Origin of the sequence: Ligilactobacillus animalis KCTC 3501 = DSM 20602 (genome assembly GCF_001434535.1) — a bacterium.
Taxonomy (GTDB): Bacteria; Bacillota; Bacilli; order Lactobacillales; family Lactobacillaceae; genus Ligilactobacillus; species Ligilactobacillus animalis.
The window spans coordinates 44,518-68,798 of record NZ_AYYW01000032.1 but is presented as its reverse complement, the minus strand read 5'-3'; the positions used below and the strand labels follow the sequence as shown (position 1 = coordinate 68,798).

The 24,281-nt window shown below is 38.8% G+C and carries 22 protein-coding genes; 18 read left to right on the top strand and 4 right to left on the bottom strand.

The features are described from left to right. The first annotated feature begins 73 nt into the window (after nucleotides 1-73). A complete protein-coding gene (gene holA, locus FC30_RS05540; protein WP_010688792.1) occupies nucleotides 74-1,105 on the top strand; it encodes a DNA polymerase III subunit delta in 1,032 nt (343 codons plus the stop codon). A gap of 51 nt (nucleotides 1,106-1,156) precedes the next feature. Here holA and rpsT read toward each other — a convergent pair whose 3' ends face one another. Continuing rightward, a complete protein-coding gene (gene rpsT / locus FC30_RS05535) occupies nucleotides 1,157-1,411 on the bottom strand; it encodes a 30S ribosomal protein S20 (protein WP_004048909.1) in 255 nt (84 codons plus the stop codon). A 273-nt stretch (nucleotides 1,412-1,684) separates the two neighbouring features. On the opposite strand from rpsT, the gene rpsO reads away from it, so the two are divergent. From rpsO to FC30_RS05490, 9 genes are all read left to right on the top strand, one after another. Beyond that, nucleotides 1,685-1,954, top strand: a complete 270-nt coding sequence (gene rpsO / locus FC30_RS05530; protein ID WP_004048905.1) for a 30S ribosomal protein S15 — start codon at nucleotides 1,685-1,687, stop codon at nucleotides 1,952-1,954. A 180-nt stretch (nucleotides 1,955-2,134) separates the two neighbouring features. After that, nucleotides 2,135-3,844, top strand: a complete 1,710-nt coding sequence (locus FC30_RS05525; RefSeq protein WP_010688793.1) for a ribonuclease J — start codon at nucleotides 2,135-2,137, stop codon at nucleotides 3,842-3,844. Between the two features lie 68 nt (nucleotides 3,845-3,912). Then, nucleotides 3,913-4,797 (top strand): hypothetical protein, encoded by an 885-nt coding sequence (locus FC30_RS05520; RefSeq protein ID WP_010688794.1) that lies wholly within the window; start codon nucleotides 3,913-3,915, stop codon nucleotides 4,795-4,797. 205 nt (nucleotides 4,798-5,002) lie between these two features. After that, nucleotides 5,003-6,190, top strand: coding sequence for an elongation factor Tu (tuf, locus tag FC30_RS05515; protein WP_010688796.1), 1,188 nt, complete (start codon nucleotides 5,003-5,005; stop codon nucleotides 6,188-6,190). A 168-nt stretch (nucleotides 6,191-6,358) separates the two neighbouring features. After that, nucleotides 6,359-7,645 carry a trigger factor gene (gene tig, locus FC30_RS05510; RefSeq protein ID WP_010688798.1) on the top strand — a complete coding sequence of 429 codons (1,287 nt, stop codon included), beginning with the start codon at nucleotides 6,359-6,361 and terminating at the stop codon, nucleotides 7,643-7,645. A 169-nt stretch (nucleotides 7,646-7,814) separates the two neighbouring features. Beyond that, nucleotides 7,815-9,050, top strand: coding sequence for an ATP-dependent Clp protease ATP-binding subunit ClpX (clpX, locus tag FC30_RS05505; protein WP_010688799.1), 1,236 nt, complete (start codon nucleotides 7,815-7,817; stop codon nucleotides 9,048-9,050). An 80-nt stretch (nucleotides 9,051-9,130) separates the two neighbouring features. Continuing rightward, the gene (gene gndA, locus FC30_RS05500; protein WP_010688800.1) at nucleotides 9,131-10,555 is read left to right on the top strand and encodes an NADP-dependent phosphogluconate dehydrogenase; all 1,425 of its coding nucleotides are present in this window, start codon (nucleotides 9,131-9,133) and stop codon (nucleotides 10,553-10,555) included. Between the two features lie 259 nt (nucleotides 10,556-10,814). Further along, nucleotides 10,815-11,501: a response regulator transcription factor gene (locus FC30_RS05495; protein ID WP_004048888.1), complete on the top strand. Its 687-nt coding sequence runs from the start codon at nucleotides 10,815-10,817 to the stop codon at nucleotides 11,499-11,501. Next, on the top strand, nucleotides 11,501-13,024 hold the full coding sequence (locus FC30_RS05490; RefSeq protein WP_033193006.1) for a HAMP domain-containing sensor histidine kinase: 1,524 nt from the start codon (nucleotides 11,501-11,503) through the stop codon (nucleotides 13,022-13,024). The genes FC30_RS05495 and FC30_RS05490 overlap by 1 nt, the downstream gene beginning before the upstream one ends. A 37-nt stretch (nucleotides 13,025-13,061) precedes the next feature. Here the strand turns inward: FC30_RS05490 and yidC are convergent, their stop codons facing one another. The 3 genes from yidC to FC30_RS05475 all read right to left on the bottom strand — a co-directional run bounded on the left by yidC (nucleotide 13,062) and on the right by FC30_RS05475 (nucleotide 15,277). Continuing rightward, complete coding sequence (yidC, locus tag FC30_RS05485) at nucleotides 13,062-13,973, bottom strand: membrane protein insertase YidC (RefSeq protein ID WP_010688803.1); 912 nt, start codon at nucleotides 13,971-13,973, stop codon at nucleotides 13,062-13,064. Nucleotides 13,974-14,069: 96 nt separating this feature from the next. Further along, nucleotides 14,070-14,345 carry an acylphosphatase gene (locus FC30_RS05480; RefSeq protein ID WP_010688804.1) on the bottom strand — a complete coding sequence of 92 codons (276 nt, stop codon included), beginning with the start codon at nucleotides 14,343-14,345 and terminating at the stop codon, nucleotides 14,070-14,072. Between the two features lie 596 nt (nucleotides 14,346-14,941). Continuing rightward, nucleotides 14,942-15,277: a hypothetical protein gene (locus FC30_RS05475; protein WP_010688805.1), complete on the bottom strand. Its 336-nt coding sequence runs from the start codon at nucleotides 15,275-15,277 to the stop codon at nucleotides 14,942-14,944. A gap of 629 nt (nucleotides 15,278-15,906) precedes the next feature. Here FC30_RS05475 and FC30_RS05470 point away from each other — a divergent pair. The 8 genes from FC30_RS05470 (at nucleotide 15,907) to FC30_RS05435 (ending at nucleotide 24,229) form a co-directional block, all read left to right on the top strand. Next, nucleotides 15,907-17,067, top strand: a complete 1,161-nt coding sequence (locus FC30_RS05470) for a hydroxymethylglutaryl-CoA synthase (RefSeq protein ID WP_010688806.1) — start codon at nucleotides 15,907-15,909, stop codon at nucleotides 17,065-17,067. Between the two features lie 60 nt (nucleotides 17,068-17,127). After that, complete coding sequence (locus tag FC30_RS05465) at nucleotides 17,128-17,847, top strand: hypothetical protein (protein WP_010688807.1); 720 nt, start codon at nucleotides 17,128-17,130, stop codon at nucleotides 17,845-17,847. A gap of 80 nt (nucleotides 17,848-17,927) precedes the next feature. Then, nucleotides 17,928-18,800 (top strand): hypothetical protein, encoded by an 873-nt coding sequence (locus FC30_RS05460; RefSeq protein WP_010688808.1) that lies wholly within the window; start codon nucleotides 17,928-17,930, stop codon nucleotides 18,798-18,800. A gap of 10 nt (nucleotides 18,801-18,810) precedes the next feature. Next, the gene (locus FC30_RS05455; protein WP_010688809.1) at nucleotides 18,811-19,812 is read left to right on the top strand and encodes a hypothetical protein; all 1,002 of its coding nucleotides are present in this window, start codon (nucleotides 18,811-18,813) and stop codon (nucleotides 19,810-19,812) included. Nucleotides 19,813-19,822: 10 nt separating this feature from the next. Beyond that, nucleotides 19,823-20,284: a hypothetical protein gene (locus FC30_RS05450; RefSeq protein WP_010688810.1), complete on the top strand. Its 462-nt coding sequence runs from the start codon at nucleotides 19,823-19,825 to the stop codon at nucleotides 20,282-20,284. Nucleotides 20,285-20,493: 209 nt separating this feature from the next. Next, entirely contained in the window at nucleotides 20,494-22,323 is a 1,830-nt protein-coding gene (lepA, locus tag FC30_RS05445) for a translation elongation factor 4 (protein ID WP_010688811.1), read from the top strand. Between the two features lie 88 nt (nucleotides 22,324-22,411). Next, a complete protein-coding gene (locus tag FC30_RS05440) occupies nucleotides 22,412-22,951 on the top strand; it encodes a DUF924 family protein (protein WP_010688812.1) in 540 nt (179 codons plus the stop codon). A 309-nt stretch (nucleotides 22,952-23,260) separates the two neighbouring features. Next, a complete protein-coding gene (locus FC30_RS05435) occupies nucleotides 23,261-24,229 on the top strand; it encodes an ADP-ribosylglycohydrolase family protein (protein WP_010688813.1) in 969 nt (322 codons plus the stop codon). Nucleotides 24,230-24,281 lie beyond the last annotated feature (52 nt).

The following is a 24,281-nucleotide window of genomic DNA, read 5'->3' as shown; positions in this document are numbered from 1 at the left end:
AATAGGATAAATATGGTATGATTGTTAAATCGGAATAATAGCAGAAGAAGGGAAGCGAGCTTTAGTTAAAACTATGGTGACGGTAGAAAAAGTCTTAAATGACATTGAAAAAAATCAGATGGCACCAGTTTATTTGGTCTTAGGTGAAGAGCAAGTCAATGCTGAGAAGATCAAACAAAAACTGATCGCCAATTTCCCGGAAGAAGAACGCGAATTCAATATTGGAATTTATGATATGGAAGAGGTAACGCTATCGACTGCGCTAGCCGACGCAATGTCGGTACCGTTTTTTGGAGAAAAGCGGCTCGTGTTTATAAATCGACCGTATTTTTTGACCGGTGAAGCTAAAAAAGTAAAACTCGAACACGATCTAGATGAATTGATCGCTTATGTAAATGATCCTGAACCGACGACGGTACTAGTTTTGATGGCACCTTATGCTAAACTAGATGAGCGTAAAAAAGTGGTCAAACAGATCAAACAAAAGGCTGTGGTAGTCGACAATAGTCCGCTGACAGAGATGGCTGTACGCAAGCATTTATCCGCCGAATTGGCCCAAAAAGGCTATACGATCGATCCTAGAGCCTTAGAGATCTTATTACAACGAACGAACGCCAACTTGACTGCGATCGCTAATGAGTTACCAAAGCTCTTATTGGTAGCTGAAGATAAGCAGATCACTGTTAATGAAGTATCTGCGATGGTCTCACGTTCTTTAGAGCAAAATGTGTTTGATCTGGTCGAACTTGTTTTGCAAAAAGATACGGCTAAAGCTTTGGAGCTATATCGTGATCTATTGCAACAAAAAGAAGAACCTTTAAAGATCAATGCGATCTTAGAAGGGCAGTTCCGGTTATTACTTCAAGTCGAGATCCTACAAAAACATGGCTATGCTCAAGGTAATATTGCAAGTACGTTAAAGGTCCATCCATATCGGGTCAAATTAGCTTTGCAAAAAACGCGGGTCTTTAAGCGCCAAGATTTAAAAAATGCTTATCTAGGTCTGATCCATATCGAGGAACGATTAAAAACTACGACGCAAGAGCCAGAATTACTTTTTCAACTATTTATGCTTAATTTTGCTCAAAAAGCGGTCGTGGTATAACAAAAAAGAGCTTGGAAATTTAATTTCCAAGCTCTTTTCAGTTATCATTCATTATTTAGCTAAACGTGCAGCCATACGAGACTTGTCACGCGCAGCCTTGTTAGCTTTGATCAAGCCTTTAGAATGTGCGCGGTCAACAGCTGAAACTGCTTCGCGGTAGAGTTTTTCAACATCTTCTGCACCTGCAGTCTTAGCTTTTTCAAATTTCTTGATTGCTGTACGCATCTTGCTTAATTCAGCAGAGTTACGAGCGTTAGCTTTTTCGTTTGTTTTTACACGTTCGATTGCGGATTTGATAATTGGCATGAATGTCACCTCCACCTGTATGATCCGTAACGGTATCATCTAAATTTTCAACATATCTCATTATACAAGAGCGTTTTAAACAATGCAACAGAAAAATGAATTTGATGTCAAGAAATATTCCTTGACACTTATTTATAAATTTAAGACTTGCATTTCAAAGCAAAATCTAGTAGATTAGATTAAGTACAGATGTACCGGACCTATAACTTAGTTTGGCGACGACACCGACGACTTACTCGGTTTTAGGCAGAATTTTTGAAAGGTGGAAATACAATGGCTATTTCAAACGAAAAGAAAAACGAAATCATGAAAAAATACGCACGTCATGAAGGCGATACAGGTTCAGCAGAAGTTCAAATCGCTGTTTTGACTGCAGATATCAACGAACTTAACGAACACGTACGTAGCCACAAGAAGGACTTTGCTTCCCAACGTGGTTTGATGAAGAAGATCGGTCATCGTCGTAACTTGTTGGCATACTTGCGTAACAAGGACGTTCAACGTTACCGTGAATTGATCAAGAGCTTAGGCTTGCGTCGTTAATCTTATTTTCGAAAGTGTTGCTAGGAGTGATTCTAGCAACACTTTTTTTCTGCCTGGATATAATTGTTAACTGGTACCGTAATTATGGTATAATCATATATTGATAGGTCGATTTTTCGACCCGTGTTAAATATGATAATTAAAATATTTTATACAAAAATCTAAAACAGAGGTGAGAATATGAGTGATATAAAGATCATTTCACTTGGTGGCGTACGTGAAAATGCTAAGAATATGTATGCCGTTGAAGTGAATGATGATATTTACATCCTAGATTGTGGATTGAAATATCCTGAAAATGAATTATTAGGGATCGATATCGTGATCCCTGATTTTGAATATTTACGTCAAAATGCACGCCGGATCGTCGGAGTATTTTTGACACATGGACATGCTGATGCAATCGGAGCATTACCATATTTTGTAAGTGAGTTTGATGTACCTGTCTTTGGTTCAGAATTGACGATCGCTTTAGCTAAAATTGCTTGTGAAAATGAAGAGATAGCAAAGAAATTCAATGATTTTCATGTTATCAATGAAAAAACAGAGATCGATTTTCCTAGCGCAACGGTGTCATTTTTCAAAACAACTCACTCGATCCCAGAAAGTTTAGGGGTAGCATTGAAAACAGATGAAGGAACGATCGTATATACTGGTGATTTCAAGTTTGATCAAACAGCTTCAGCGCAATATCAAACTGATCTCGCACGTTTGGCCGAGATCGGAAACGATGGCGTTTTAGCGCTGTTGAGTGACTCTGCAAATGCAGAAAATCCAAGTGAAACGGTCAATGAACGTGAGATCTATGATTTTATCAGTGAGACCTTTGAGTATCGTAAGGGGCGGATCATCGTTGCCTGCGTTGCTTCCAATATCTCACGGGTGCAACAAGTTTTGGATGCCGCCCAAGCTAACGATCGAAAAGTTGCTTTGACTGGACATGATGTTGAAAAAATCGTCCGGACAGCTTTGAAATTAAATAAACTTCACTTGCCGAGTGATGATATTTTGATTCCGATCAAAGATATCAAACGTTATGATGATGATCAGATCGTTATCCTAGAGGCTGGTCGTTCGGGTGAACCGTTGAAGTCCTTGCAAAAAATGGCTTTAAAACGGCATCGTTCCGTTTCGCTACATGAAGGTGATCTCGTCTTTATCACGACTACACCATCACATGCAATGGAGACCAACGTGGCTAAAACACGTGATATGATCTATCGCTCGGGTGCTGATGTCAAATCGATCTCAGATGAATTGAACTCTTCGGGTCATGCTAGCAAAAATGACTTGCAGTTGATGATGAATTTGTTAAAACCACGTTATGTATTACCAGTCCAGGGTGAATATCGTTTGTTAGCGGCTAATGCACACGCAGCGACAGAAGTTGGGATCCCAGCGGAAAATATCTTCTTACTAGCAAAAGGCGATGTGGCTGAATATACTCATGGCAAGATGTTAGTTGCCTCATCGGTCGAAGTCGGTAACACGATGATCGACGGGATCGGGGTAGGTGATATTGGTAATATTGTGCTTCGTGATCGTAAGATCTTGTCTGAAGATGGGATCTTTATCGCGGTAGTCACGATCGATCGCAAGAAGAAAAAGATCGTAGACCGACCAAAGATCACTTCAAGAGGTTTTGTTTACGTTAAGACAAGTCGCGATCTGATCGCTGAAAGTGCCGATATTATTACTAAAACTGTCCAATCAAATCTTGACAATAAAGAATTTGATTGGGGACATTTGAAACAAGATGTGCGTGAGCAGCTCAATCATTTTCTCTATGAGCAAACAAAGCGTCATCCCGTTATTCTGCCAGTGATCATGGAGATAAACCAATATCATGGTCATGGTAAAAACAAGAAGAATAATGGTTCGCACAAATAATGCGACTTAAAATTATGAAGGTTGTAACAAAGATATGTTACAGCCTTTTTGAATAAGGAAAGTGAACGATGGAACAAGAAGAATTATATGCGGCTGGTCAGGCAGCTTTAGAAAAAAGTGATTTTTTACAAGCTAAGGAATTATTATTACAAGCGTATCAAGCTAAAAAAACGTTTAAAGTAAATTATTTGCTCTTTACCGCACTAAAAGAATTGAAAGATCACCAAATGGCAAGTTTATTGGCTGAGGATTATCTGTTAGATTATTTACGAGATGACCAAAAGTTGACAGAATATGTAACAGAGATGATCTATGCCGGTAAGGTCAGAAAGATCGAGATGACCTTAAATTTGATGAGTGGTTTCATGTCAGCTAAAGAAAAAGCCAATTTCACGCGCTTATTTGATCAAACTTTGGCTACTGTAAGAACGCAAACGGATGTAAATGCTTTGACCAAAAGATTGAAGCATTTAGGTGCACTCGCTATTTTGGAGCAACGCCAAGTTTTTGAAGCTTCAGGAAGTTTGACGATTGCTGAATTTGTGGAAAGTGTTAGTGCTGACCTAGTGGATGAAGATGTGCATCCGTTAGTCAGAGCGGCTATTTTAGATGAATTGCGCTATCTTGGGAGTGAAAAAGCAGTCACATATCTGCTATTTACAGGTAAAAAACAAGACTTTGTTCCGGGTAACTTGAAAGAATTAGATGATTATGTGATGTATCAGCGTCTGACAGCTTTGCTGGAAAATGATCCTGAATATGCTGTAGATCAAAAGGAACAGATCTTAGCGGAATTAAAATTAAAATTGCAACTGCTTTATCCAAAATTGACAGCACCATATGCTGATCCGGAGAAACTTTATGCGGTATTGCTAGGAAAATCAGGCTTAGACGCACAAGAAAATGAATTTGCGCAGGCCTTGGAAAACAGCCTAGCACAGTGGACGGTTTAACTAATTTCAAATATTTTTTTAAAAAATTGGATTTTAGTATTTACAAAAATCAATAGTGACTATATAATAATTCAAGGTTTTCAGTTTAGAAGGAACCCGAGTAATAAATTACTTGGCATTCTTGACTGGAAGTAGTATAATAAAATTTAAAGGATTATCGGCAGAATTGCAGATTTTCTTTGCAAAATTACAGGAGGTTCTATTAATGGCAAAAGAACATTACGAAAGAACAAAACCCCATGTAAACATCGGTACAATTGGACACGTTGACCATGGGAAAACAACTTTAACAGCAGCTATCACAAAGGTTTTATCTGAAAAAGGTTTAGCTCAAGCTGAAGATTACGCTTCTATCGATGCTGCTCCAGAAGAACGTGAACGTGGTATCACAATCAACACAGCACACGTTGAATACGAAACAGAAGGCCGTCACTACGCACATATCGATGCTCCAGGACACGCTGATTACGTTAAGAACATGATCACTGGTGCTGCTCAAATGGACGGTGCTATCTTAGTTGTTGCTGCAACTGATGGTCCTATGCCACAAACACGTGAACACATCTTGCTTGCTCGCCAAGTTGGTGTTGAATACATCGTTGTATTCTTGAACAAGTGTGACTTGGTTGACGACGAAGAATTATTAGACTTGGTTGAAATGGAAGTTCGCGACTTATTGAGCGAATACGATTTCCCTGGTGATGATATTCCTGTTATCCGTGGTTCCGCTCTTAAAGCATTGGAAGATGATGAAGATGCTAAGAAGAAGATTCTTGAATTGATGGATACAGTTGACGAATACATCCCAACACCAGAACGTCCAACAGACAAGCCATTCTTGATGCCAGTTGAAGACGTATTTACGATCACAGGTCGTGGTACTGTTGCTTCCGGTCGTATCGATCGTGGTATCGTTAAAGTCGGCGACGAAGTTGAAATCGTTGGTTTGAAAGACGATGTTCTTAAGACAACTGTTACAGGTGTTGAAATGTTCCGTAAGACACTTGACGAAGGTGAAGCTGGTGACAACATCGGTGCATTGCTTCGTGGTGTTGACCGTACACAAATCGAACGTGGTCAAGTTCTTGCAAAACCAGGTTCAATCCAAACACACAAGAAGTTCAAGGGTGAAGTTTACGTCTTGACAAAAGAAGAAGGTGGCCGTCATACTCCATTCTTCTCAAACTACCGTCCACAATTCTATTTCCACACAACAGACGTTACAGGTGTTATCGAATTGCCTGAAGGTGTAGAAATGGTTATGCCTGGCGATAACGTAACATTCTCCGTTGAATTGATCGCTCCAGTTGCTATCGAAAAAGGTCTTAAATTCACAGTTCGTGAAGGTGGCCGTACAGTTGGTGCTGGTGTCGTTTCTGAAATCGACGACTAATATTCTTTTGAATATTGAAGAAGGCTTGGGTTCGTCCCAAGTCTTTTTTGTCTAAAAAATCGACTTTTTGTACTATAAACATTTACATTTAAAGCTTTCTAAGTTAAACTTAGTTAGTATGCAATTACTCAGTAAATTGTACAAACTATTTTACTCGGAGGGAAAATAATGTCTGTAAAATGGGAAAAAGAAGAAGGTACAAACAACGGTAAGTTGACCTTTGAAATCGAACCTGCAAAAATCAAGGAAGGTTTAGACACAGCATTTAACCGTGTCAAGAAAACTTTAAACGTACCTGGCTTCCGTAAGGGTAAGGTTCCTCGTCAAATCTTTAACAAAATGTTTGGCGAAGAATCACTTTACCAAGATGCTTTGAACGCTGTCTTGCCAGAAGCTTATGCTAATGCTGTAGCAGAATCAAACATCAAACCAGTAGCACAACCAGAGATCGACGTTGAATCAATGGAAAAAGATTCTACATGGGTCTTGACTGCTAAAGTTACGGTTGAACCAGAAGTTAAATTGGGTCAATACAAAAATCTTGAAGTTAAAGCACAATCAACAGAAGTTACTGACGAAGAAGTTGATGCTGAGATCAAGAAATTACAAGAACAACAAGCTGAATTAGTGTTGAAAGAAGAACAACCAGCTGCTGAAGGCGACACAGTTGTTATCGACTTTGAAGGTAAAGTTGACGGTGTTGCTTTTGACGGTGGTAAAGGTGAAAACTACTCACTTGAACTTGGCTCAAACACATTTATCCCAGGTTTTGAAGACCAATTAGTTGGTCACAAAGCTGGTGAAACAGTGGAAGTTAACGTAACATTCCCTGAAGAATACCATGCTGAAGACCTTAAGGGTAAAGATGCAGTCTTTGAAACAACGATCCACGAAGTTAAGACTAAGGAATTACCTGAACTTGACGACGAATTTGCTAAAGACGTTGACGAAGAGGTTGATACTTTAGTTGAATTGAAAGCTAAGACACGTGAACGTCTTGAAGCTCAAAAACAAAACGCTGCAAAAGAAGCTATCCAAGAAGAAGTTATCGATAAAGCAGTTGAAAATGCTGAAATCGGCGAGATCCCAGGTGCAATGATCGAAGAAGATGTACACCGTCAAATGGATCAATACTTAGCTGGTTTGCAACAACAAGGTATCAGTGCTGATATGTACTACAAACTTACAGGTTCTTCAGAAGAAGACTTGCACAAACAATTTGAAAGTGGTGCACAAAAGCGCGTTAAGACAAACCTTGTCTTAGAAGCTATCGTAGCTGCTGAAGATATCAAAGCTTCAGAAGAAGAAATCAATGCAGAGATCAAAGAATTAGCTGCACAATACGGCATGGAAGAAGCTGCAGTTCGCTCAGCTCTTTCAGATGACATGTTGAACCATGACATTGCTATCAGAAAAGTCGTTAAAGAAATGACAGATTCTGCAAAACAAGTTTAATACTTGAGTGACAATATCAATTTAATCTTGTGATTTTAGGGGTCGCAGCGGAATTTATCTGTTGCGATCCCTAAATTTATCCATTCACCTGATAAATAAAAAGTAAGTATTAGTTTTTAGTAGCAATGTCTGATAGAATATAAGTAATTATTAGATAAAGGTGATTTAGATGTACGAAAATAAAGATCCAAACGAACCCGCAGTTTGCTCTTTTTGTGGCAAATCTGAGCGGCAAGTTAAAAGTATGATCTCGGGCCCTGGCGTGTATATATGTAATGAATGCGTCGAATTAGCCCAAACGATCATCAGCGAAGAAAATAAAGCTAGTGTTAAAGATGAATTTACTGATGTACCGACACCAAAAGAGATCGTTGATATTTTAAATCAATATGTTATCGGACAAGAACAGGCTAAAAAGACCTTGGCAGTAGCTGTATATAACCACTATAAGCGGATCAACGCTTCATTTGATACTGCTGACGATGATACGGAATTGCAAAAGAGTAATATCTGTCTTGTAGGGCCTACTGGTTCAGGTAAGACATTCTTAGCCCAAAGCTTAGCTAAGATCTTAAATGTCCCATTTACGATCGCTGATGCTACGACATTGACAGAAGCAGGCTACGTTGGTGAAGACGTTGAAAATATCTTGTTGAAGCTCTTACAAAATGCAGATTATGACGTTGAACGAGCTCAAAGAGGGATCGTTTATATCGATGAGATCGATAAGATAGCTAAGAAGAGTGAAAATGTCTCGATCACCCGTGATGTTTCGGGTGAAGGTGTCCAACAATCGCTTTTGAAGATCTTGGAAGGCACAGTCGCTAATGTTCCACCACAAGGGGGCAGAAAGCATCCACAACAAGAATTTATCCAGATCGATACGACAAATATCTTGTTTATCGTAGGTGGGGCTTTTGACGGTATCGAAACGATCGTTAAAAACCGCTTAGGAGATAAGACGATCGGTTTTGGTGCTGATAGCAAGCAAAGCTATGATGAATCTAAGAGTATTATGCAACAGATCATTCCTGAAGACCTCTTGAAATTTGGTTTGATCCCAGAATTTATCGGACGTTTGCCGATCTTGACGGCACTTGAAAAGCTTTCTGAAGATGATCTAGTTCGGATCTTGACTGAGCCTAAGAATGCTTTAGTCAAGCAATACAGCAAGTTGCTTGAATTTGATGGGGTAAAACTCGAATTTGAAGAAGATGCTTTACGTGAAGTGGCTCATTTAGCGATCGAACGTAATACTGGGGCCCGTGGCTTACGTTCGATCATTGAAGCTACGATGCGTGATATCATGTTCGAGGTCCCAAGTAATAAGGAGATCGAAAAAGTTATCATTTCAAAAGATACGGTTTTAGGTAAAGCTGAACCTACCTTAGTGATGAAAGCCTAATTCTTAGTAAGCGTCTTTAAAATCTTAGGCAATTTTGGTAAAATTAAGTGCAGTAGGAATTTTAGGAGGTTAAGTTGGATATGAGTAAAGCACAAATCGGTGTTGTTGGTATGGCTGTTATGGGCAAGAACTTGGCTTTGAATATTGAAAGTCGGGGCTATAAAGTTGCGATCTTCAATCGTACAGGTTCAAAGACTGAGCAAGTTGTTGCCGATCATCCAGATAAAAATTTAGTTCCAAGTTATACGATCGAAGACTTTGTTAATTCATTGGAAAAACCACGTCGGATCATTTTGATGGTCAAAGCTGGTGCGCCAACAGATGCAACGATCAAGAGTCTCTTGCCTTATCTTGATAAGGGCGATGTTTTGATCGATGGTGGGAATACTTTCTTTGAAGACACCATGCGTCGTAACGCTGAATTAGACAATTCAGGGATCAACTTTATCGGTATGGGTGTTTCTGGCGGTGAAAAGGGTGCCTTAGAAGGTCCTTCATTGATGCCAGGGGGACAAAAGGAAGCTTATGACCTTGTAGCGCCTATTTTGGATCAGATCGCTGCTAAAGCAGATGATGGCGAAGCATGTGTAACTTACATTGGACCTAATGGGGCTGGCCATTACGTTAAGATGGTCCACAATGGGATCGAATACGGTGATATGGAACTTATCGCTGAAAGTTATAACTTATTGCGTAACTTGCTAGGTCTTTCAGTCGATGAGATCGCTGCTATCTTCCACGAATGGAAAGATGGCGAGCTTGATAGCTATTTGATCGATATTACGGCTGATATTTTGACCCGTAAAGATGATGAAGGTACTGATAAGCCGATCGTTGATGTGATCTTAGATCGTGCGGGCAATAAGGGAACTGGTAAGTGGAGTTCACAAAGCGCCCTTGAACTAGGTGTTCCACAATCATTGATCACCGAATCTGTTTACGCACGTTACATCTCTGCTCTTAAAGATGAACGCGTAGAAGCGGGTGAAGTTTTAGCTAAGCCAGAAGCATTTGATGCTAAAAAGCTTGATAAAAAAGAGGTTGTTGAAAAGATCCGCCAAGCGCTTTACTTTAGCAAGATCGTCAGCTATGCTCAAGGTTTTGAACAAATGCGCTTTGCCTCTGAAAAATATGACTGGAATTTAGATTATGGCTCTTTAGCTAAGATCTGGCGTGAAGGTTGTATCATTCGGGCTCAATTCTTGCAAAAGATCACAGATGCATTTGATAAGGAACCAGAATTGAAGAATTTGATGCTCGATCCATACTTTACTGAGATCACAGCTAAGTATCAAGCAGCAGTTAGAGAAGTAGCTGCCTTAGCTATTCAAGCGGGTGTACCTTGCCCAGGCTTTACTAGTGCAATTACCTACTACGATCAATATCGATCAGCTGTTTTACCAGCAAACTTGATCCAAGCACAACGTGATTACTTTGGGGCACATACTTATGAACGTGTCGACAAAGAAGGTAATTATCACTACGAATGGTATCACGAAGAATAAACTAGTTAGCAAAAGGGGGTACGAATTGATCGTATCCCTTTTTTTAGGCAAAAAATCAAGCATGATTATTATCTAAAAAATTATAATTAAATATCCAAATTTAATGTTGGGTGGCAAGATAATAAGAAGTATGCTATAATAAATCTTTCTTAAGGTAAAATTAAGGTATACTTATTGATGGCATCAATGTTAGAATTAAGTATGTTATCATTAAATAAATAATAAAAAGTTTAACAACAAGATATAGGAGTGTGGAATAATGAGTAAGATACTTATCATCGAAGACGAAGAAAATTTAGCTCATTTCGTTGAACTTGAATTAAAGCATGAAGGATATGAAACTTATGCTTGTGAGAGTGGTCGGACTGGTTTAGAAGTAGCTTTGAGCGAAGAATGGGATGCCATCTTACTTGATTTGATGCTTCCTGACTTGAACGGCCTTGAAGTATGTCGTCGTGTCCGTCAAGTTAAAAACACCCCAATTATCATGATGACAGCGCGTGATTCTGTGATCGATCGTGTATCCGGTCTAGATCATGGGGCTGATGATTATGTGATCAAACCATTTGCGATCGAAGAGTTATTAGCTCGCTTGCGTGCCGTATTGCGTCGCGTTGATCTTGAAAGTGAATATAATTCATCTAAGCAAACAACAGTAAGCTATCGTGACCTTGTGATCGAAAAAGAAAATCGTGTTGTCCGTCGTGGTGATGAGATCATTGAATTGACAAAACGTGAATATGAATTATTGTTGACATTGATGGAAAATGTCAATGTAGTTTTGGCCCGTGATGTATTATTAAAAGAAGTTTGGGGTTACGAATCACAGATCGAAACTAATGTCGTGGATGTTTATATTCGCTACTTACGTAATAAGATCGATCGTCCAGGTGAGGATAGTTATATCCAAACTGTACGTGGAACCGGCTATGTAATGCGTTCCTAATGTGTATTCGAAAGGCTATTTTGCATAAAAAGCAGCTAAAAGATAGTCATGCAAAATCATTCTTCTCACTTAAGCTAAAATGGTCGGTTGGCACTGGGATCGGAGTTTTGCTGATTTTTGCTGTTTTTTCAGTCCTACTTTTTCAAAGTTTTTCGAGCCTATTACTAAATCAAGAAAAACAATATGCGCAGGAAGCGTTAGATACAGCCGTTGAAAGTTTAGCGACCAATACTAAAGAATTGACGCAAGATCGGGTTGAACATTCATTGAGTTTGCGGGTGCATAATGAACGGAATATAAAAGAACTACAGACACTTTATTCAAGTTCATTTTACACCTCACTAACACGGGAAAATATCAGTATCAGTGTCTACAACCTTTCAAACGAAATGGTTTTTGCTTCACGCGATGTGCCGGTAAAGTTTGATCAGGCTGAATTGACTGAGGAAAGTAAGATCGAACATACATCTGCGTATAATGTTTTGGTTTTAGGGAAAAAAGTTTTTTCTGAGAAAGATAAGCATTTGATCGGATATGTTCAAGTTACCAATGATCTGGTCAATTACGATCAGACTAGACGTAAATTGATCTTGATCTTTTTAGTATTCTCTTTGATCGCTGCGATCGGGATCGCTTTACTTAGTTATGGCTTATCGTCTTGGCTATTAGGACCGATTGATCTGATAAATGACACGATCGGCAAGATAAATGGTGATGATGAAAGTGATGCTTTAGCTAATTTACGTGTGCCTGAATTCAAGCATGAAGATGAATTGGCTGAACTAGGACGTTTATTTAACAAGATGCTCGATCGGATGCAACGATATATCGAACAGCAACAGCAATTCGTGGAAGATGTTTCACATGAACTTCGGACACCAGTTGCGATCATTCAAGGGCATCTCTCGCTTTTGAAACGTTGGGGCAAAGATGACCCAGCAGTCTTGGATGAGTCGATCGAGGCTTCCTTACAAGAGATCGCTCGAATGAAGAGTTTAGTTCAAGAAATGTTAGATCTTTCTCGAGCTGAACAAGTTGAGATTCAATTTGGCAAAGAGATCACTGATGCTAAGGAAGTCGGCTTACAGGTGTTCAATAACTTTCAGATGATCCATCCAGACTTTACCTTTGTGTTAGATGATGATCTTAAAGATATCACTAATGTTCAGATCTATCGGAATCACTTAGAACAGGTATTGATTATTTTAATGGATAATGCGGTCAAGTATTCACGTGAACGCAAAGAGGTCCATATGACGTTATCTAAAAACATCAATGATATTGATATCGTGATCCAAGATTTTGGTGAAGGGATCTCGCAAGAAAACATCGACCGGATCTTTGACCGTTTCTATCGTGTTGATAAAGCACGAAGCCGCGATAAGGGCGGTAATGGTCTAGGGCTTTCGATCGCTCGACGTTTGATCGAGGGCTATCACGGTAAACTAGTCGTTGAAAGTGCTGTGGGACAGGGTTCAGTCTTTCGTGTTTCCCTGCCTTTAGCCAAAAATAAAGATAAATAAAAAATAGGTTTTTCCTGCTTTGGAAAAACCTATTTTTTTATTTATGACGATTTTGTTTACCAGCGTTACGCTTCTTTTTAGAAGTAACTGAAGTAGTTGAAGGCTCAACTGTAGTTTCTTTAGCTTCAGTAACTACTTTCTTAGGCTGCTTAACTGGATTTTTCTTTAGATCTGCCAAGACTTCTTTTCTAATGCGAGGACGCATATAGTTGATGATCAAGGTTTGGATACATGCAAAGATCCCGCCAACAAAGAAGTAAAGCCCCAAACCAGCAGGGGAGATGTAAGTCATGAAAGTGATCATCAATGGACTAATGATCATCATTTGCCACATCTGAGCTCGTTGTGCTTCTGGTACACCTAAAGTTGACAACCATCCTTGAAGTGCATAAACGACAAAGGAAAGAGCAACTAAGGTAAAACTCCGCTGCCCGAGGTTGATCCCATAGAAGTAGGATTGCGATAGTTCAGGTGAATATTGGATCGCAGCATAAAGTGCAGCAAAGATCGGCATTTGGATCAAAAGTGGTAAACAGCCGATCCCACCAGTCATTGAAATATTATTATCGCGGTAAAGCTGCATCATTTCTTGGTTGATCGCCATTCTTTCCGCATCGCTAGTAGCTTCTTTTTGCCGTTTGGTGATATCTTCCATCAATGGCTTGATGTGAGCGATCTTTTCTTGTTGGATCGTAGCATTTTTGGATTGCTTGATCATGATCGGCATCAAAACTAAGCGGACGATGAAAGTGATCACGATGATCGCCCAGCCTAAACTATTACCTAAGATCTGTGACAGCCAAACTAAAATATGTTGAGTTGGCACTGCCAAGTTGTCATAGACAAAACCATAAGGCTTACCTGAGGCAGTGTGTTGGACACACCCGCTCAGAAAGAACATTGCTGAAGCCATGATCGCAGTAATAGCTAATAATTTTTTATTTTTCATAGGTCAATTCCTTTCACTTATGAATAAAGGTATCGTTATTAACTATACTGGAAAAAAAGTGATATTTCAATGTATAATCCATAAGAACCGTTGTAATTACATATATGCTACGCTAAAACGTGTATAGCTATTTTCCGGGATCGATTTGAGAACGACCCGATCAACCCGTCCTGCTGGGGTAGGTGAAGCTTTGACGCCTTCGATAAAGGCAGAGAGCTTTTCAGGATCACCTTGTGCTTCAATATAAACAGAGCCATCATTTTTATTTAAAACTTTACCGGTGACTCCGATCTGATCAGCTAGGATCTTAGTCATATAACGAAAGCCAACTCCTTGAACGATACCATATACTTCTAAACTGATTGCTGCCATTTATCCCATTCCTTTCGTAAGATATTTCTAGCTATATTATACTACAGGAGAGAAATTTGCTAAAAAATAATAATTGTCCTAGGGCTATTTTTAAAATTCTAGGGTCTCTAATTTCAGTAAAAAAGAGTTCGAATCATCTACAGGCGCCAAGGGGCTTTTTGATCATACTGTTTAGCTATATTATAATGCTAATGAGTACTTTAACAATTATTTAGTCATGTAGCATCCCAGTGACTGATTGTGCTGTGATGTTTTTTTATGTAGGAGCTAATCTATTTAGTTATCACAATAAAAAAGAGACGTCCCAGTGTATCTCTGGTTCATCCCTATTGGTGTTATTGCTGTAATTCTTTTTCACGATCTGCCAAGTAGTTTCTTAGATTCTGCGCTATCGTCAAGTATTACCATTTCCTTGATAAACTTGTGGGAGTAGGAACGGTAGCTATATACTTTGTTTTTTGTCCCACTTATCTTGGGCTCTTACTTGTCTTGTTTTCTATATCATAACGACTTAGCAGGGCTGTTGTTATTGTTACTGTCACGCTAAAAATTTGTAATGATAACTTGGCTAGTTTCGGAATGTCTTGGTTTGTTATTTACTCATACACACCCCACCAGCCAGTAACTGGTGGATCGCAAACGACCATTTCTTCTTTAATTCTTTTTCTCAAATGTTCTTTATCTTCTTCGGTAGCTTTATCGAACACTAACTCTTCTATATCGTTAAAGTAGACACTGCCTTCCATATCCACACGTCCATCTTTATCTCGTCTCAATGTATGAGTTTGTTCAATTTTACTATCAAATTTCATGAACTCGTATCTATCATCTGAATTCATATGTGTTATGGAAACATCATTAAGCAGCCACTCATAAGTTCTAGGGTTTATTTTGTATTTATACTCTATATACTTTAATTTTATGGGATCCATTCAATTTTCCCCCGATTCATCATATTAACTTCGACTGATATGTGATCCTTTCTGATTCCATCATACCCAGCTAATATCCCAATTATATCATGGTGAAGATCTGATCTAAAAGTATCCTTTAAATTCAAGTATTCTGCTAATTACGCTTTTTTCTATAAAGAGTAACTTAGTATCTTTTTATGACCCTAATTCAAGAAGTTCACTATCTTTTTTGCTAACATTTTCCCGGTAATAAGGTATTCATTCCCACATTTTCTAACATTTCGCCAATAGGGTAGCTTCCTGAGATAGTTAGGCTACTTTCAGGCGTGATCATCTGATAGATTGCTGATCAGTTGTAAATGGACTTAAAAACGTGTAACCTATGTAAATGAAAAAGGACTAGGAAAGTTAATTTCGTTGAATACTAATTACGATCGTCAAAATTGTGGTTAGTCTTTTTGTGTATCCGGCTTTGAAGCCATACAAAATAAGATAGCTCTAAAACTAAAACGTACGCTATCATCAAATCAATGGAGCATTTTCCGATATCAAGATCATTATCAAGGGATTATAAGGAAATTTGCTAAAAAATAAGAACTTCGCTAAACTTATAGAGTGAACAATCAGCAGTGAGAGGTGCGATGAAAATGAAAATTGGGATCGATAAGATCGGCTTTTTTACGTCACATTTATATGTAGATATGGCTAAACTAGCTCAAGCACGAAATGAGGATCCAAATAAATATTTGATCGGGATCGGCCAGACTAAAATGGCGGTCATCCCACCGACACAAGATGCAGTGACCTTGGCAGCTAATGCCGCGACTAAGATCTTGACGGTAGAAGATAAAGAAGCGATCGATCTAGTGATAGTTGCTACGGAATCAGGGGTAGATAACTCCAAATCAGCTGCAGCTTACGTTAGTGAATTGTTGGGTCTATCTCATGAGATCAGAACGATCGAGTTGAAACAAGCTTGTTATGCAGCAACGGCTGGCTTACAGTTAGCTAAGGGGCATATTGCTTTAGCTCCAGATAAAAAAGCTCTAGTGATCGGAAGTGATATTGCCCGCTATGGCTTGAAAACACCAGGTGAACCGACACAAGGTGGGGGCGCAGTGGCAATGTTAGTCTCTAAAGATCCTAAGCTTGTTGCCTTAGAGACTGAAAGCGCATATTATGCTAAAGATATTATGGATTTTTGGCGTCCGCTTTCTCAAACCGAGGCTAAAGTTGATGGCAAGTATTCAGCTAATATTTATCTAGAATTTTTTGAGAAAGTCTATCAAGACTATCTAGCAAAGACAGGGCTCAAGTTAACTGATTTTTCAGCGCTATTGTTCCATTTACCATACACAAAACAGGGGTTAAAGGGTCTACGTAAGGCCTTAGAAGGTGTCGATCCGACGATAGCTAGTCATTATTACAATGAATTTGAAGCAAGTCGCAAGTATAATATGGCAACTGGTAATCTATACACTGGTTCGTTATATTTGAGTTTGTTATCTCTTTTAGAAAACACGGATACACTAAAAGCTGGAGATCGGTTAGGTTTGTTTAGCTATGGTTCTGGAGCCCAGGGTGAGTTTTTCTCAGGACGCTTACAACCTAATTATAAAGAAGCCCTCACTTATCAAACTTCTGAAATGTTAGAGATGCGGACAGAAGTTAGTGTTGCTGAATATGAACAGCTCTTTTCTGCAATCTTAAAGGATGATCATGATCGAAAACTTGATGTTTCAAAAGATCCTGCCCAATTTGTATTAGCTGGGGTCAAAGATTTTAAACGACAATATTTGAAAAAATAAATTATAATGACCACCTTTTGCGTATCTATAAAGTATAGATAGTGAAAGGTGGTTATTTATATGAAGTTTGAAAATAGTGAAGAGATCGTTTTAGCCAAGTCAGCCCAAGTAGTGATCGACCGTTATTTGGAGCTCAGTATGAATGTGATCGCAGAATTTATTGCTAATTGTGATCAGATGTCATTTTTACAATGTAAGAAATTATTGAGTGCTAAATATCGCAATCGTTCGCAAAATACGTCAAATGAATTTTTTGAGTGTACGCTAGAGGCTACTTTTATTTTACTTGAAGAGATCTTTTTGAAAAATCAGCCTTTTTTTCCTGAACTTTTTATGGGGATCTGTAGTGGTAAAATGAAATTTTTGCTTGTTCAAGGGGTGATCGTAAGTCAAAAGATCGATCCTGAGCAACGATTTATTGTTTATCTACGCAAAGGGCGTTACTTTATTTACTTTATCGAACAAACTCCACCAGATAAAGCTAATTTAGCTAGATTAGATCTCTTTTTTGGCGGAAATAAGTTATTGAAATTGAGTAATGGTCAGCGTTTCAATTATTTTAGACAGCTCAGTAAAAAACAACATCGTTATTACAAACGATATAAGGATCCGATTCGGGCCTATCATGAGCAGATCTGCCAGCAGATCATGGCTTTACATCCACAAAAATTAGCTGTTACAGCCAATGATAAAATAACAGGTGCTTATTTAGAGGAACAATTGCTGTTAAGGAAGAGGTTAAATGAGATAATGAAGCAAGAACTCAGCCTTGATAATTGATAATTTTAAGTTTTTTTGTAACAATAGAGCTATGAACATCTTGCTCTCAACTGGGCAATTACGAAATAGAGGAGATACTTATGGCTAACCCAAATCAACTTAGTTTATCAGATCATAAACAAGCAACTAAAAGCTTGGCTAAGGTACTTTTAGATAAAGTGGCCTACCTAGAATCTTTTGAAAAAGCTGTTCAAAACCAAGATGATCGCTTGGTATACCAGCTGATCAATGGTAAACGTTATGCAACTGAGATCTTAAAACAAGATGGGGCTGAAGTTGATGATACCCATGAACATCTTGTACGTGATAGTTACGCTAAGATAAGTGATTATTTGAGTAAGAACTTGATCGATTATTTATGTGAGATGTACCCATTTTTCTATTTTGAAGAAACTGCGATCGGGCAGTATCAATTTTTCTTTGGAAATTGGTGGGGAAGACGACTATTTGGGACGTTAGATGTCTTAAACGTCAAATTCAATTTTGATGAAACTGAATATCAAAAATTAGCACGTGCTTTTGCTTTGGAAAGTGAAAATAAACGTTTGAATAGCGACCAGATCGCGCTCTTATCGCAACAATCAGACGAGTTACAAGAATTGATCGATGGTCAAAATGAGCGTGATCAACGTAAGGATGAACTTCGCCAAGAGATCAAACGAACTTCACAAGAAAAGGTGATGCCTTGGGAAACTTCAAAACTCAAGGAATCTAAGCAAAAATTGATCGATGAATTATCCTATCTATCTGAACTGGATGAAAAAGCGGGGAATGCTTACCGTCAGATCCGTGAAAATGAGGAAAAGGTCTTAGCACTTTCAAAGGAAGATACTTTGATGGGTTATGAGAAACAAAGTATCGTAGCTAAATTTGGTAGCTTTGAAAACTTTGAAGCGCATAATGACGCATTATACCGCAACTATATTGCAGATCTGATCGCTAAGCAAAAGTAGGTGAACAAAAATGACGAAAGAATATGAAAAACCAACGGAAACATTTCAACCAACTAGGGAGAATAATGCTGAAGAAACCAGTGCATATGCGGGTTCTTTGAGTACAACAGGGCGGTTGATGTCATATAACGATCAATTAAAAGAAAGCCTTAAGCGTGGGATCCACTTTACTGAAGTTTTAGATGAGTTGATCAATACTGATGACAAGAACGTTTTGCTAGAATCAGTCATGACTTTGACTGATTATCGCTTGGATACGGCATATTTGATCTTCCCGCAGCAATACAGTCGGGCTAACTATTACTTGATCTTTTTGAATCGTTTATTGCAACTTCATCAAAACGAGCAAGTTATTTTGCAATCCAGTGATCATCAAAATGAGCTTTATCATGAATTTCCAGGAATAAATATGGAAGGCTACTTTACTTTCAAGATCGATGAGAATATGCGTGAAGGCGCATATTACGTCGATAAAAGTACCGGTGCGCGTTTGTTTTACATCAACTTTAAGCGCCAGTTGATCCGTTTCAATAGTCAAGCTTTAACTGATTTATTAGTTGTTGATTATAGTGAAAAATTTGATTATAAGACCGTAAAACGTTTTGAAGAGTATTTAGTTGCAATCGGCAAGTATTTTAAAGAAGATTACGGTTTTGATGTTGATTTTAATCTACTTGATGCTTCTAATAATGCAAGTTATCAGATCTCTTCAGCTGATGAGCCACGTGAGGCATTAGATAAACTTTTCATCATCAGTGCAGATGCAGGTTACATGTTAGTAGCTGGTGAAAGTGGTCGTGCCGTCTTGCAGTTGAAGAATAAGGTAGTTGTTTCTATTTTGAGGCAAGCAGAACATGACGATCTAAACAATGCAAGTTGGGTCATTAAGGTCCATGATGAAGATCATAAAGTAGCTTGGTTCGATATTTTATATCAGTATGAGTTTATCAAGGATTGGTATTTAGATAATTTGACGAGCTTAGCTATCAAATCAGATGAGAGATTTTTTTAAGGACTAACGCATGGATATTACAAAATTAGCTAAAATTCAAAGACAGATCGAGACAAAGAATACTTTTCAAAATTTGACTAGTGAAAAAGATGAACTCGTTTACAGTGAGCTAAGTATAGCAGTGGCCGAACTGTTTAATAAGGTAGGCCAAGCAGATGAAACGACTTGCTTAAAAGCATATTGTAAAGCATTAGCTGCATTTTTAGGTGTTGCTAATACAAAAAAATGGGTCTATCTATTATTACTAACTCTAGAACAAGAAGAAAAGTTAGCTTCTAAATGGCGGTCGCGTTCTGTTGCAACGGTATATCTTACTTTGCAACAGCAGATCCTAAAAGCTCATTTAGAACGTCGAAATGAGTATTTAGTACGGGCCTGGAATATTTTTATCAAGTTTGGTTTAACAGATTTAAAGTATTCACCTGAAATGATCGAAAACTGTTTTGCGGATCTATATATGAGAAAAAGTTAGATGATTTAATTTGACTAAATTAAATCGAATTTGAGTATGGGATAAGGCAAAAAACCACCACGAATAACTAGAGTGTAGCTAAAACTATACTCTAGTTATTTTTTGGCAAAATTGACGCTGACCTGTAAAACAGGCTATAATTGATAGTTAGAGAGTATTGAATTGGGTGAAGGATCTTGCCTTCCCCACTAGAAAGTAGGAAGAGCGAAATGGATTTTGAAAAAATGTCGGAGCGCCAAAAGCATATTCGGAATTTTTCGATCGTTGCTCATATTGACCATGGGAAATCGACCTTAGCTGATCGCATTTTGGAATTGACTGATACGGTCTCAAAACGTGAAATGCAAGATCAGTTGCTCGATTCGATGGATCTGGAGCGCGAACGTGGGATCACGATCAAATTAAATGCGGTAGAACTTCATTACCATGCAAAAGATGGAGAAACTTATATTTTCCACTTGATCGATACACCTGGGCACGTGGACTTTTCATATGAAGTTTCACGTTCATTGGCAGCTTGTGAAGGTGCTGTTTTAGTGGTCGATGCAGCGCAAGGGATCGAAGCCCAAACTTTGGCAAATGTTTATTTAGCATTAGATGATGATCTTGAGATCGTACCAGTGATCAATAAGATCGATCTACCTTCAGCTGAACCAGAGCGTGTGCGCCAAGAGATCGAAGATGTGATCGGTTTAGATGCGTCTGAAGCGGTCTTGGCTTCAGCTAAAAACGGGATCGGGATCGAAGAAATGCTAGAAGAGATCGTTCAAAAAGTTCCAGCGCCAAGTGGAGATCTAAAAGCACCATTAAAAGCGCTGATCTTTGATTCGGTCTATGATGATTACCGCGGCGTTGTGTTGAGCTTGCGGGTCTTTGATGGAACTGTCAAGCCTGGTGATAAGGTCCGCTTGATGAATAGTGGTGCGGAATATGAAGTTATTGAAGTCGGGGTCAACTCGCCTAAGCCGATCAAGCGCGATTTCTTGATGGCTGGGGATGTAGGTTATTTGACTGCAAGTATCAAGGATATTCAAGATACACGTGTTGGTGATACTTTAACGCATGCTGATGATCCAACTGAAAAACCATTAGCGGGTTATCGTGAAATGAGCCCGATGGTGTATTCGGGGCTTTATCCGACCGATAATGCTAAATATAACGATCTGCGTGAAGCACTAGAAAAATTAAAGTTAAACGATGCAGCGCTAGAATTTGAACCTGAGACCTCACAAGCTTTAGGCTTTGGATTTAGATGTGGTTTCTTAGGGTTATTGCACATGGATGTTATCCAAGAACGTTTGGAACGTGAATTTGGAATGGACTTGATCACTACAGCGCCATCTGTAACGTATGATGTTGAGTTGACAGATGGCTCACATGTGAGTGTGTCTAATCCGTCTGAAATGCCAGATGTTCCAACGATCAAACAGATCAATGAACCTTATGTTAAAGCTGAGATCATGGTCCCAAGTGATTATGTTGGCGCAGTGATGGAATTATGCCAAGCTAAGCGTGGGAACTTTGTCACGATGGATTACCTTGATGATTATCGGGTCAATATCATCTACGAAATGCCGTTATCAGAGATCATCTTTGATTTCTTTGATAAATTAAAATCTAGTACTCGTGGTTATGCTTCGCTCGACTATGAACTCGATGGGACCCGTCCAAGTGATCTAGTCAAGATCGATATCTTGTTGAACGGCGATAAAGTCGATGCGTTGAGTTTTATCGCTCACCGGCAATTTGCTCAACAGCGGGCTCGGGTCATTACAGATAAGCTAAAGACGATCATCCCACGTCAAAACTTTGAAATTCCGATCCAAGCAGCGATCGGAGCTAAGATCATTGCGCGGACTAATATCAAGGCTTATCGTAAAGACGTAACGGCGCGGATCCATACGGGTGACCCTGACCGGCGTGCAAAATTATTGGATAAGCAAAAACGTGGTAAGAAACGGATGAAAGCTGTTGGACGTGTAGTTGTTCCACAAGATGCGTTTATGGCTGTCTTAAAAACTGACGAAGAGATCAAATAGTTTAATTATCTCCCCAAAGCATATAACTTTGGGGAGATTTTTTTGTTTGATACAATGGAGAAAAATTAGTGATCATTGGAGGTAAGAAATGGAAGCTGAGAAAGTATTAGATTTTTGGTTTGAGGAATTGACTCCAAAACAGTGGTTCACTAAAGATCTAGTATTGGACAAGCAGATCGCAGAACGGTTTGGTGAACTACATAGGCAAGCTACGCAAGCAGAATTACAAGCATGGCGGAAGAGTGCTACAGGAAGTTTAGCCGAGATCATCATTTTAGATCAATTTTCGCGTAATATTTACCGTGATAGTCCACGTGCGTTTGCTTATGATGGGATGGCGCTCGTGTTAGCCCAAGAGGCGATCGCAAAGGGATTTAATACTGAGTTAGAGTTGGACAGGCGAGCATTTATGTATATGCCGTTTATGCATTCAGAATCACTAACAATCCATCAAGCAGCACTACGTTATTTTGCGACCCCTGGATTAGAGAAGAATCTTGAATTTGAAAAAAGGCATCTAGCGATCTTAGAGCGATTCAAGCGTTATCCGCATCGAAATGCGATCTTAGGAAGGGAGTCAACGGCTGAAGGGTTAGCTTTTCTCAAGGAACCAAATTCATCATTTTAGAAGAAAACTATGAGTTTCTAAGGGCTCATAGTTTTTTGTGTATCTTTTTTGGATAAAGGCTACTTATATGACAGAGATGTTTTTATTACTTAAATTAAAAAGTGGATTGAAAATAATTAGAAAAGATGCTAGTATTCATCTTGTATCTTAGTCATTTAGATTTTTATTTATGTAAGGGCTTTATAGGTCGAAGTTGAGCAGGCTGCGACTGACTATACCAGATATTTAGCAGATAGAGAACATGACGCAACTGTTGAATATAAACGACAGATCGATCGCAGACATGATCAATGAAAGGTAGGAACAGAAATGGTGGATAAAATTGCAGGTTGTTTATTTGGCGGTGCTTTAGGTGACGCACTGGGGTATCCGATCGAGTTTGATAAGGTCGATCAAATCGATCCTAAACATGATTTTACTAAGATCTCTGGACCACTATTGATCTCAGATGATACACAGATGACGCTTTTTACGGCTAATGCATTATTGTTAAACGGTGATCTAGCTGATAATACTTGGGCTTGTTACCAAGATTGGTTGGAGACTCAATTTAAACACGATCAAACTGAATTGAGCCATCGTCCAATCTCGTGGCTGATGGAATATCCCGAAATGTATGCTAGCCGTGAACCAGGAAGAACATGTTTATCGGCTTTGATGCGTGGTATTCCAGGAACTTTAAATGAACCGATAAATCAGAGTAAGGGGTGTGGTGCAGTGATGCGGGTCGCTCCACTGACTTTTGCTAGCAGAAATGAAGATATTTATTTACTGGCAGCTAGAAATTCGGCCTTAACTCATGGTCATCCAATGAGTATTTTAGCTTTGGCTGCATTAGTTGGGATCTTAAAACATATACTTGCAGGGCAAGATATTGCAAAGAGCATTACTTTAATGAGACAAGAGCTAAAGTCTAGCTTCAACTACAACGAACTTGTAGCATTTGATGAGTTGATACAAGAGGCTGTCTGGTTGAGTACAAGTGCTGAGGATGATCTACAAGCGATCAGTCAACTCGGTGAAGGTTGGATCGCAGAAGAGACGCTGGCTATTGCGATATATTGTGCTCTAAAGTATCAAGATGATCTTACTAAAGCCTTGCAAGTAGCTGTTATTCATGACGGTGATTCTGATTCGACTGGTGCAGTAACAGGGCAAATTTTAGGTGCAAAATTAGGGTTTGAAAAACTCCCTCAAGATCAGATCGCACGCTTAGATGCTTTACGTCCATTGACAAAAATGGTAAAGCAGATGACAGATGATACACATACAAAATGATCTTCTTTGTAACTTTTTCTAACATGATATATTGTCAAATTAGTTCTTTCCG